This window comes from Streptomyces durbertensis, from assembly GCF_014156695.1.
Taxonomy (GTDB): Bacteria; Actinomycetota; Actinomycetes; order Streptomycetales; family Streptomycetaceae; genus Streptomyces; species Streptomyces durbertensis.
The window spans coordinates 1-11,374 of sequence record NZ_WMLF01000152.1 but is presented as its reverse complement, the minus strand read 5'-3'; the positions used below and the strand labels follow the sequence as shown (position 1 = coordinate 11,374).

5 protein-coding genes are annotated in these 11,374 nt (G+C 72.9%); 1 reads left to right on the top strand and 4 read right to left on the bottom strand.

Features of this window, described 5'->3' with window-relative positions; translation table 11 throughout:
• Positions 1 to 45 precede the first annotated feature (45 nt).
• The 4 genes from GL263_RS12665 to GL263_RS12650 are packed head-to-tail and all read right to left on the bottom strand — an operon-like array spanning position 46 to position 10,208.
• Positions 46 to 597 (bottom strand): NADPH-dependent FMN reductase, encoded by a 552-nt coding sequence (locus GL263_RS12665; RefSeq protein ID WP_182855767.1) that lies wholly within the window; start codon positions 595 to 597, stop codon positions 46 to 48.
• A gap of 13 nt (positions 598 to 610) precedes the next feature.
• On the bottom strand, positions 611 to 1,573 hold the full coding sequence (locus tag GL263_RS12660) for an LLM class flavin-dependent oxidoreductase (RefSeq protein ID WP_182855766.1): 963 nt from the start codon (positions 1,571 to 1,573) through the stop codon (positions 611 to 613).
• The gene (locus GL263_RS12655) at positions 1,570 to 2,865 is read right to left on the bottom strand and encodes an LLM class flavin-dependent oxidoreductase (protein WP_182855765.1); all 1,296 of its coding nucleotides are present in this window, start codon (positions 2,863 to 2,865) and stop codon (positions 1,570 to 1,572) included. Before GL263_RS12655 ends, GL263_RS12660 begins: the two co-directional genes overlap by 4 nt.
• 26 nt (positions 2,866 to 2,891) lie before the next feature.
• Positions 2,892 to 10,208 carry a non-ribosomal peptide synthetase gene (locus GL263_RS12650; RefSeq protein WP_182855764.1) on the bottom strand — a complete coding sequence of 2,439 codons (7,317 nt, stop codon included), beginning with the start codon at positions 10,206 to 10,208 and terminating at the stop codon, positions 2,892 to 2,894.
• 205 nt (positions 10,209 to 10,413) lie between these two features.
• Between GL263_RS12650 and GL263_RS12645 the strand changes: the two genes are divergently transcribed.
• The gene (locus GL263_RS12645) at positions 10,414 to 11,373 is read left to right on the top strand and encodes an ATP-binding cassette domain-containing protein (RefSeq protein ID WP_182855763.1); all 960 of its coding nucleotides are present in this window, start codon (positions 10,414 to 10,416) and stop codon (positions 11,371 to 11,373) included.
• Position 11,374 lies beyond the last annotated feature (1 nt).

Here is an 11,374-nt window from a genome sequence, read left to right as displayed (position 1 = left end):
GGCCTGGAACGGGCGGACGGCACGACGCTCCCGACGTCGCGGCGGTCAGGCTGCCGCAGGGGCCAACATCCGGGCGGCCAGCACGACTTCGTCCACCGCTCGGTCGATCCGGGCGGTCAGCCTCGGGAGCGGGGCGGTGAGCAGTTCAGCGCGCTCGACGATGACCTGGGTGGGCACGGTCCAGCCGCCGAGCGAGCGGGCGACCGCACGCAGGTGGTCACAGGCGGACGCTCCCAGGTGAAGCGTTCCGCCGGTCGCGGCCAGGAGGACCGGGCGGTCCCGCAGGGCGGACCGGGCGGCGTGGTCGAGGAGGTTCTTGAGCGCGCCCGAGTAGCTGCCGTGCTGTACCGGGGTGATGAGGACGACCGCGCGGGCCGCGGCGAGCCGGTCGCCCAGTTCGCGGACGTCGGGGGACAGGGCGAGTTCGCCGTGCTGGTAGGCGTCGGCGTCGAGCCCGGGTAGACGCAGCAGCCGCCGGTCCAGGTGCGTTACCGAGACGCCCGGCGCGCGCTGTTCGAAGCTCCGGCTGATCGCTCCGGCGAGGCGCGCCGTGGTGGACGCGGTGGCAGTGCTGCCCGTGATGACCAGGGTCTCCATCGCTGCTCCTTCCTCAGACCTCGGCCGGTGTGGTGGTCCGCGCCGGGCGGGGCAGGCCGAGCCGCTCGCGGAGGGTCGCAGGCTCGGTGGGGACCGCCGGGAGCAGGCCGCGACGGCGGAGTTCGGGGACCACGGTGACGAGGAAGGGACTGTCCGCGTCGTCGAGTGGGAGGAGGAATCCGTCGGCGGCGCCGGCTGCCGTCCATCCCGCGACCACGTCGGCGTCGGCGTCGGCGGGCAGGGTGGCGATCACCCTGAGTTCTCCGGCCGCCCGGCCGGCGGCCGTGGCAGCGGTTCGCGCGTGCTCGCCCAGCTGGACGGCCTCGTCGACGTCTGTGGTGTCGAGCAGGAAGAGGTCCGCCTGTGCCACCTGGGACAGTGCGGTGACGGCGACGGGCGGGTGACCCTGCGGGGGACGCGCGACGTTCAGCGGCCCGGCGACCGCGTAGTGCTCGCCGCGGTGGTCGAGGTGGTGGACGGCGTCGAGCCGCCAGTAGGTGCCGGTGGCGCGGTCGTGGGTGAAGGCGTTGTCGTCGAAGCTGTCCCACAGGCCTTTGACGACCTCGACGTATTCGGCGGTGGCCGCCTGTTCCGCAGTTGTCAGCCGGGTGCGGCCGCCGTCGAAGGGGTCGCCGCCCGCCGCGACGCACCAGCCCGCGCGGCCGCCGCTGAGGTGGTCGAGCGAGGCGGTGATCCGGGCCAGGTGGTAGGGGGCGGGTTCGTTCGGGGGTGTGCACATCATCAGGCCGAGGTCGCGGGTGACGGCGGCCAGGCCGGCGGCGAGTGTTCCGGCCTCGACGCGACCGGGGTGTTCGGACGGGGTGTCGTGCAGGAGCGCGGCGGTGAACCCGGCCTGCTCGGCCGCGCGGGCGGTCTCGATCAGCGTGCGTGGGTCGGCGGGCGGGGCGCCGACGCGGCGGGAGGTGAGCGCCGCCAGAAGGAGGGTGGTGGGAGCGTTCCGCTGGCCGGAGGTCACGCGGCACCTGCTTTCTGGGGGCGGGCGGGAAGGCCGAGGCCGAGGTTGTCGCGCAGGGTCGTGCCCTCGTAGGACGTGCGGTACAGGCCGCGCCGCTGGAGTTCGGGGATGACGTGGTCCACGAAGTCGTCGGCGGAGCCGGGCAGGTACGGGAAGTCGATGTTGAAGCCGTCGGCGCCGCCCTGGGTGAACCAGGACTCCATGTGGTCGGCGATCTGCTCCGGTGTGCCGGCCAGGATGTCGCCCATCAGTCGCAGCGCGAGGCCCCGGATGGTGAGGTTCTCCCGGCGGGCGAGGCCGACGAGGCGTTCGGTGGTGCTCTGGGACTGGTTGGTGTGGGGGATGTCGGGTACGGGGCCGTCCACCGGGTGGTCGGTGAGGTCGACGCCCAGGAAGTCCTGGAGGGTGCGCAGAGCGACGTGGTCGGGGACCAGTTCCTGAAGCTCCGCCAGTAGGTGTCGGGCCTCGGCCTCTGTCGCCGCGACGATGGGCGCCAGGGTGGGCCAGACCAGGACGCGCTCCGGGTCGCGGCCGTGGCCGGCCACCCGCGACTTGAGGTCGGTGTAGAAGTCCTGGGCGTCGCCGAGCTGGTTGTGCCTGGTGAAGATCACCTCGGCGTGCCGGGCGGCGAACTCCCGACCGACCGGGGAGGAGCCGGCCTGGATGATGACCGGGCGGCCCTGCGGCGGGCGTACGACGTCCAGCGGCCCGGTGGTCTGGAAGTGGTCGCCTCGGTGGTGGAACGGGGCCCCCGGGCTGCCGTCTTCGGGGTCCCCGGCGGTGTCCCACAGCCGTTTCACGACGTCGATGAACTCCTCGGCGCGTGCGTAGCGCCGCCCGTGCTCCAGGTGGGTGTCACGTCCGAAGTTGGCGGACTCCCAGGGTGCGGCGGAGGTGACGACGTTCCAGGCCGCACGGCCACCGCTGAGGTGGTCGAGGGAGGCGTACCGGCGGGCCACCTGGTGCGGCTCGTTGTAGGTGGTGGTGGCGGTGGCGGCCAGGCCGAGGTGTTCGGTGTTCGTGGCGTAGGCCGCGAGCAGGCTGAGGGGTTCGAAGTGCTCCGTACGGGAGGTGTGGCAGAGCGAGTCCAGGTGGGTTCCCCAGACCGCGACGATGTCGGCGATGAACACCGCGTCGAACAGGCCGCGTTCGAGGGTCTTCGCGTTCCGGACGTGGAATTCCAGGTCGAGTTGGGCGTCGGCCTTGGTGGCCGGGTGGCGCCAGGCGGCGACGTGGCCGCCCGGCCCGTCGATGATGCCGGCGAGCGTCATCCGTCTCGGAGGTTGCGCCATGGTGGTGGCTCCTTTGCTGCTGGTGGTCAGTTCCGGACGGCGGCGGCCAGCACGCGTGCGAGCGTCCGCACGTTGTCGCCGGTCATCATCGTCACGTGGTTGCCGGGCACCACGCGGATGGCGAGGTCCTCGCAGTGGTCCTCCCAGCCGAGGCCGGGGCGGCCGTGGTAGCGGTCCGACTCGTCGTACTCGGTGCCCCTGCCGAAGCCGGTGTCGCCGGCCCGTAGCACGGTGACGGGGCCCGGGTAGGGCTCGGGCCGGTAGCGCTGGACGGCTTCGACGCAGTCGGCCATCAGCGCCACCGGGTCGCCGCCGCCGTCACCGCGCATCCAGTCGGCGATCTGGGCGAGTTCGGCGAGGTAGGCGTCGGCGTCGGCCGGCTCCTCGGCGGGGGTGTCGGTGGTCTTGGCCGCCACGCTGTCCCGGCCCTCGGTGGTCTCGACCGGCTCGGCTACGTGACCCGGCCGGGCGGTGGTGCCCTCCGCGACGGCCCGGAGTCGCGCGGCGAAGGAGCCGTCGGCGTCGGCGTCGGTGAGCTCGCCGTCGGGGGCGCCCGCGTCGACCATCACCACCAGCGGCGGCTGCCAGCCCTCGGCGGCGGCCTGCTGGGCGATCTCGTAGGCGATCACCCCGCCGCCGGAGAAGCCACCGAGTACCACCCGCTGCCCGGCCTCCAGCGCCGGTCGGAGGCTGTCCAGGTAGAGGTCGGCGAGTTGCGTGGTCGTCAGGTGCTCCGGCTCGGAGTCGTCGACCCGTGGATCGCGGATGCCGACGATCCGCTCAGGGCCCTGGTAGGAGCGGGCCAGCTGGGCGTAGCAGGCCACCTGTCCGCCCGGGGGGTGGACGAGGTAGACGGTGCCGGCGTCCGGGTCGGTGCCCTCACGCAGCGGGACGAGCACCCCGCCGCCGCTCTCCGGCGGTTCCGCGGCGAGGAGTTCGGCGAGCTGGCCGGCCGTGGGGTGGCTGAGCAGGTCGTCCAGCCGCAGGTTGCGGCCGGTGCGGTCGGCGAGTTCCCGCAGGAGTTTCATGGCGAGCAGCGAGTGGCCGCCGGCTTCGAAGAAGTGGTCCCCCGCGGTGACCTTCCGGCTGCCGAAGACGGCCTGCCAGGCCTCGACGAGCGGTTGGACGTCGACGCCCTTCGGCCACTGCTGCCCGCTCCGGCGATCGGCCTCGGGCTCGGCCCGCTCGGCCATCCGCGGCAGGGCACTGTCGGGCAGCGTCTCCAGCACGTCGGCGACGGTCGTCTGGTCGTCCGCGCGCTGCGGGAGCTCGACGAGCAGACGCGCGCACAGCTCGACCAGCCTGGCCGCGTCGGCGTCCGCGAGTCGGGCCCGGTCGTGCACCGCGGCCAGGACCAGGCCGCCGTCCATGTCCCGGTAGGCCAGGAGGCTGACGGGGAAGGCGGTCTCCGAGCCGGCGGCGTCCGGCAGTTCGACGCGCACGCCGTGTTCGGCGAGGGCGGCTTCCAGGCCGTCCTGGGAGCGTGGGTAGTTCTCCAGGACGACCAGGCTCTCCACAAGTCGCTCGCCGGCCTCCCGCCCGCTCCACTCGTGGATCTGCCCCGTGGAGACCCACTCGTACGAGGCCATGTCCAGGGCCCTGTCGCGGAGGGCCGCGAGCAGCGCGGGGACGGTCGAGGTGGGGTCGACCTCGACGGCCATCGGAAGGGAGTTCATCAGCAGTCCCGGCAGCCCCTCGACGCCGTCCAACGGGATGCCCCGTCCGGAGACGGTGACGCCGAAGCCGACCCGGACCGGCCCCGGTGTTCCACGGAGGCGGCTCAGCAGCAGTGCCCACGCGGTGTTGAGCGCGCTGCTCTCGGTGGCGGCGTGAGTGGCCGCCCAGGTTCGCAGCCGGTCTGCCTCGGCTGAGGTCAGCCTGGTCTGGGCCCGTCCGGAACCGCGCTGCCCGGTCGGCTCGCCGGGCAGCCCGGGCCGGATGGCGAGCGGGCCCTCGGGAATCGCTTCGGACCAGAACTCCCGCGCGGGGCCGGTCTCCTGCGCGTGCAGCCAGCGGGAGTAGTCGCGGACGTCGGGGCGGCGTTCCCCGTTCGGCAGCTCTCCGCCCGCGAGGTAGGCCCGGTAGAAGCGCTGGATGAGCAGTGAGACGCTCCAGCCGTCCAGCAGCACGTGGTGGAAGGTGAGGAGGACGCGGGCGGAGGTGCCGCCGTCCGGCGCGGGCTGGTCGTCGAGCACGGTGGCCCGCAGCAGCCCGGGTCGTCGCAGGTCGAAGCCCCGCAGTCGGTCGCTTTCGAGGAGTGCGTCCCAGTCCGCGTCGCCGTGGGCCAGGCGGGTCACCTCCGGTCGCACGTGGTCGTGCAGCACGAGCCGGGGCGCCTCCTGCCAGTCGAACGCGCTGCGCAGCACGGCCTCGGTGCGGAAGACGGCGTGCCAGGCCGCCGTGAACCGCTCGGTGTCGAGGGGCCCGTGCCAACGCCAGTGGAGCTGTTCGACGTAGCGGCCGGTGCCCTGGTGGGCGAGTGCGTCGAGGAGCAGGCCGTGTTGCTGGGCGGTCACCGGCACGGTCTCCCGGCGCGGGGCGGCCGGGGCCCCGCGGTTCCGGCGGCGCTCGGCCGCCGGCTGTCCGGGGGCGGTGATCTCGGTGGAGAGCACGTTCCTGGGATCCGCCCCGGACAACGTGGCCAGCACCCAGCGGAGTTGCGCGACGAGCGCTTCCACGGCGTCCTCGTCGACGCCGTCTGCGGGGCTCGGGACCCAGGTCATGCCCATCCGCAGACGCCCGTCGTGGACGATCCCGTACACCTCGATGCCGTAGACCCGTTCGCAGTGGGCCGAGTGCTCACGGGGAATGGGCCGGCCCGACATGTGGAACCTGCCGGCCGGGCTGAGCTGGTCGGCCTGGCCGTAGTAGTTGAAGCAGACAAGGGCGGGCGGCAGTTCGCGCAGGGTCTCCCGGACCCGGGTGTCGGACGAGTACTCCCGGCAGGCGCCGAAGCCGACGCCGCCCTCCGGTACCGCGCTCAGCTCCCGGCCGGCCTCGCTGACGAAGTCCTCCGGGTCCCGCACGCGTGCGGCGGTGACCACGACGGGGTGGATGGCGGTGAACCAGCCGACCGTGCGGAAGAGGTCGTCGCGTCCGTGTCGGCCGTGCGTCTCCACATCGAAGGTGACGGTGGAGGTGCCTCGCCACCGTGCGAGCGCCTGGGCGAAGGCTCCGGTCATCAGATGGTGGACGGGCAGGCCAAGGCGTTTGGGCAGGGGCCCGATGAGCTGTTGGGTCGCCTCTTCGTCCAGGGAGAACTCGACACGGCGTATGTCCTGTTCGTCCGGGGCGGGCGTGGTGAGCAGCAGTGTGTGCGCCGCGGCGCGGCGTTCGGCGAGTGCCAGCCAGTACTCTGCCTCGCCCGGCCGTCCTGCCACGGCGGGCAGGCTGTCGACCCACTCGCCGTAGCCGCAGGCCTCGGGGGGCAGAACGGGAAGCGCGTCGTCGGCGAGCGCGTCCAGGGCCTGCTCCAGGTCCTCCAGCAGGACGCGCCAGGAGACTCCGTCCACGACGAGGTGGTGTACCGCGATCAGCAGCAGGTCGCCGCCGCCCGCACGGTCGTGGGCGAGGACGGCGCGGACGTGGACACCGTCGAGCGGGGAGAGGCTGCCTTCGACCGCTTCGAGTACCTCGTCGAGCTCGCGGTCTCCCGCGTAGTCGCGTTCCCAGAGCACCTCGCGTGGCGGCTCGGCGGCGAAGGGCGCGCCGTCGAGCATGCGTCCGGTGCCGTGGCTGCCGTCACCGGGCTCGAAGCGCGCGGAGAGCGCCGGGTGCGCGGTGACGACGGCCTGGAGCGCCAGGCGCAGTGCCGCGGCTTCCACAGGCCGTTTCAGTTCCAGCAGGACGGACTGGTTCCACTGGTGGTTGTCGGTCCGGATGTGTCGGAAGAACCACGCCTGTACGGGGGCGAGCGGTCGGCCGCCGGCGGGTGCCGGCGCGGGACCGGCCGTGCGCGCGGGGGTGTCCGTGGACGGGGGCGCGACGGCGTCCAGGTGGTCGGCGAGGTCGGCGAGCACGGGGTTTCGGTAGACGTCCCGGATGGTGAGGGTGTGGCCTTCGCGGCGCATCCGGGAGACGAGCTGCATGGCGAGGATGGAGTCGCCGCCGGCCTCGAAGAACTGCGCGTCGTCGGCGGCGGAGCCGAGGAGCTCGGCCCAGACTCGGCGCAGGGCCGGGAGTACGCCGCGGGCGTTGTCGGCCTGCCGGACCGGCGCGGCGTCGCCGGCCCGGAGCGGTGCCGTTTCCTCGGCCCGTGGCTGCGGGGCTTCGCCGGTTCGAGGTCGCGGGGACTCCTCGGTCGGCGGCTGCGCCGCCCTCTGGAGTGCGGCGTTCTCATGGTTGCCCGACGCGGCGGCGATCCTGGCGAGTTCCTGGCGGTCGGTTTTGCCGTTGGGGAGCAGTGGGATGCGTTCCACCGGGCTGAGGTGTGCCGGCACCATGTGGGAGGGAAGTGTCCGACGGAGCTCCCGCCGGACGGCGGCGACGTCCAGCTCGGCGGGCACCAGGTATGCGGTGAGCTGGAGGCTGCCCGCCGCGTGCCTGGAGACCTGGACTGTGGCGTCCGTGACGCCCGCCACGGCCATCACCGCCGCCCGAACGTCACCGAGCTCCACCCGGTTTCCGTTGATCTTGACCTGGTCGTCGAGTCGGCCGAGGTGGGTCAACGACCCGTCCGGCAGCAGCCTGACCAGGTCCCCGGTCCGGTAGACCGGACCGGGGCGGTTGTCGCCGAGGTCGAGCAGGCGGTACCGGTCCGCCGTGCGTTCCGGGTCGCCCAGGTAGCCGTCCGAGACGGTGCCGCCGCCGATCCACAGCTCGCCCGGGGCCCCGGGAGGAAGAGGCTGTTGCCGCTCGTCGAGTACGTGGCAGCGGATGTTGTCGAAGGGGACCCCGATCGGCACCTCCGCGCGGCGCGTCCACAGGCCGTCGTCCCCGCGTGGCCAGGAGAAGACCGTCGAGTAGGAGGTCTCGGTGGGCCCGTAGGCGTTGTGCAGGCGAGCCGGGTGCAGGGCTTCGAAGGCCACGCGCAGTTCGTTGGGCAGCGACTCCCCGGTGCTGACGACCGTCCGCAGGGTGCGGTTGGCGGGGAAGGCCTCGGCGTCGAGCAACAGCCTCAGCTGGGAGGGTACGAGGTGCAGCACGGTGACGCCGTGCCGGTCCAACGTCTCGGCCAGCAGGTCGGGGTCGCGTTCGGCGTCGGGCGGGGCGACCACCAGTCTGGCTCCGGCGACGAGTGCGACCAGCATCTCGTGGGCACTCACGTCGAAGGTGAACGGCGCTTTCAGCAGCATGGCGTCGCTGGGTTTGACGTCGAAGTGTCGTACGGCCGCGAGGACATCGGTGGCGAGTGCCCGGTGGCTGAGCTGAACGCCCTTGGGCAGACCGGTGGAACCGGAGGTGTAGAGGACGTGGAGCGCGCTGTCCGCTGTCGGACCGCCCGCGCTCGGTGCCGCCGTCGGGAGTGACCGGGGCACGGCGAGGGTCTCGACGCGGACCGGGTCGGGCCCGCGGGGGCAGAGGTCCTCGGTAGTCGCGTCGACGAGGACGGTCCGCATGCCGCTGCTGTCCACGACATGCCGCCGCCTGGCCTCCGGATGGGCCGGGTCGATCGGTACGTAGGCCGCGCCGACGCGCAGCACCGCGAGCAGTACCGCGACCGCCTCGTCGGTTCGCGGCACCATCACTCCGACGAGGTCGCCGGCGCGGACACCGTGGCTCAGGAGGCCGGCGGCGTAGGCGTCGACATGCTGGTCGAGCTGCCGGTAGGTCCAGGTCCGATCACCGAACTCGACAGCCACCAGGTCGGGCTGGTCGGCTGCGCGCCGGCGGATCAGAGTGTCGACGTCGACGTCCGGGATCGGGTGGTCGGTGGCGTTGAGTCGGTCGAGGGTCGCGCGGGCCCGGCCGCTGAGGCCGTCGAGTTCGAGCACCGGGCGTCCGGGCTCGCGGACGAACTGCGCCGCCAGCGCGAGGACGTGGTCGGTGAACGCCTCGGCGGTGCCGGCCGCGATCCGCGCCGCGTCGTACTTGAGCCGTCCGCGCACGCGGCCCTCGCCTTCGTACAGCTCCAGCGTGAGCAGGCCCAGGCCCGGGGTGGGGACGTCCTCTCGCCACCGTACGCACAGCCCGTTCGGCAGCCGCAGGCCCTCGGCGGAGGCCGATGGGTCTGCCCAACTGTGCATGACAAAGGTGCAGTTGAACGCCTCGTCGGGTGCCGCGCGGTCGGCGCCCGGCAGCAGCCTGGCGATGCGGGGGAACGGCAGGCGGGAGTGGTCCACGGCCCGCGCGAGCTCGGTCTGGACCCTGGACACGAAGTCGGCGGCGGTCAGTTCGCCCTGGTCGGGGCAGCGGACCAGGAGGGTGCGGACGAAGTACCCGACCGTCTCCTCGAAACGCAGATCGCCCCGGACGCCGAGCGGGACGGCAACGGTCGGCGCTTGCTGGCGGGCGTAGGTGGCCAGCGCCTTGAGGTAGGCGGCGAGCAGCACGGAAGCCGAGCCGGCGCGGTGCTCCCGGGAGAACCGGCTGATCTCGGCGGAGAGCGCGGCGTCCACCTCAACGGACACCAGGCCCTCGCGCGGCGCACCGTCGGCTGCGTTTCCGCCCGGACTCTCGGCCGGGCGGGGGGTGTCCAGGGGGAAGTCGACGACGGTGTCGGCGTCGCTGAGCCTTTCCCGCCAGTAGGCTTCCAGCGCCCTGTGGTCCTCCCGCCCCGCGGTCTCGGCACGCTCGGCGGCGTAGTCGGCGAACTCGGCGGGGCCCTCGGTCGGGAGTTCGCCGTGCTGGTAGGCGGCCACCAGGTCGGCGAGCAGGATGCCGGTGGACTCGCCGTCGAGCACCAGGTGGTGGATGACCAGCAGCAGGGTGTGGTGTCGCTCGTCGTGCCGCAGCAGTACGGCTCGCAGCACGCCGTCCCGTTCCAGGTCCAGTTCGCGACGTGCGGTGGCCAGCAGCATGGTGCTGTCGCAGCCGGTCGCCCGGGCATCCGTGCCGAGAGGACGGTCGCCTCGCTCCAGAGGCGGGCGCCGGCCGGGGAGCAGCTCCAGTTCGGGCAGGCCGCCGTCGTCGACCACCCGGGCGGAGAGCATCGGGTGCCGTCGGGTCAGGGCCGTCAGTGCCCGGTCGAGCGCCGCCGGGTCCAGGGGGCCGCGCAGGTCGACGGCGAGCGGCACGTTGTACGGGGAGGCCGCGGGGTTCGCGCGGTGCTCGACCAGCAGGCCGAGTTGCTCCTCGGTCAGCGGCGTCCGCCGGGCGGGCGTGGGGGCGTCGCCTGCCGGCTCCGTGCCGGCGGACGCCGGCCGAACGTCGGTGAGCATGCCGGCAGAGATGTCGTTGGTCATCGGTTGTCTCTCCTGGATCGGATAGGCCGTGCGCCGTGCATGCCGCGCCGTCACCCTGGCCGGCCGTCAACGGAGGCGTCTTGACGCGCGCGAGCCGAGTGTCGATCCGGTCGTCCACATGGCGCTGACGTGGCTGACGCGGGCGCCCACACGACCCTCTTATACGGTGTACAGTCGCCAGAAGTCGACGTCAGGAGACCCACAGATGCCCTTCCAGCTCAGTCTTCAGGACGTGTCCAAGGCCTACGACGGCCAGGTGGTGCTCGACCAGGTCTCACTCACCGTCCGCCCCGGTGAGGTCGTCGGCGTGGTCGGCGACAACGGCGCCGGCAAGTCGACGCTGCTGCGCCTGATGTCCGGGCGGGAGTCACCCGACACCGGCGAGGTGACGGTGCAGACGGAACGCGGCACGGCTCTGCTGGGGCAACGTGTCGAGCTGCCTCCGCACACCACCGTCGCCGGCTTCGTCGACCACACGCTCGCGGACATCCGTGAGTTGGAGCGACTCATCGAGGAGGCGGAGCACCGGCTGACGGACGCCGACGGCCCGGCCCTCGACGCGTACGCGAAGCTCGTCGCCCGCTTCGAGGCACGCGACGGCTACCAGGCGGACGCCCGGGTGCGCGTCGCGCTCGCCGAACTCGGCCTCGGCGGGCTGGACCACGGTCGTCGGATCGACAGTCTCGCCGGAGGGGAGCTGGCCCGTCTGTCCCTGGCCTGCGCCCTCGCGTCCGAGTCCGAACTGCTGCTGCTGGACGAGCCCACCAACCACCTGGACGTGCCGTCGCTGGAGTGGCTTGAGGAACGTGTCCGCGCGCACCGGGGCACGGTGGTCGCCGTATGCCACGACCGGACGTTCCTCGACCGGGTGACCAGCACGATTCTCGAAGTGGACGGTGCGAGGCACGCCGTGCGCCGGTACGGCGACGGTTACGCCGGCTTCCTCTCGGCCAAGGCGGCGGCCCGCCGCCGTTGGGAGGACGAGTACCGGGCCTGGCTGGCGGACGTGGCGCAACAGGAGCAGCGCAGCGTCACCACCGCCCACCAGGTCGCCTACAACCGGCAGAACCACTCGAACAAGATGCAGTTCTTCCGCCAGGGCGCCCGGGTCCAGCGTCAGGTGGGCAGCCGGGTACGGAACTCGCTGGAGCGGCTGCCCACCTGAC

Coding starts and splice junctions, on each gene's coding strand:
- GL263_RS12665 (WP_182855767.1), bottom strand. CDS start 597: ATGGAGACCCTGGTCATCACGGGCAGCACTGCCACCGCGTCCACCACG.
- GL263_RS12655 (WP_182855765.1), bottom strand. CDS start 2,865: ATGGCGCAACCTCCGAGACGGATGACGCTCGCCGGCATCATCGACGGG.
- GL263_RS12650 (WP_182855764.1), bottom strand. CDS start 10,208: ATGACCAACGACATCTCTGCCGGCATGCTCACCGACGTTCGGCCGGCG.
- GL263_RS12645 (WP_182855763.1), top strand. CDS start 10,414: ATGCCCTTCCAGCTCAGTCTTCAGGACGTGTCCAAGGCCTACGACGGC.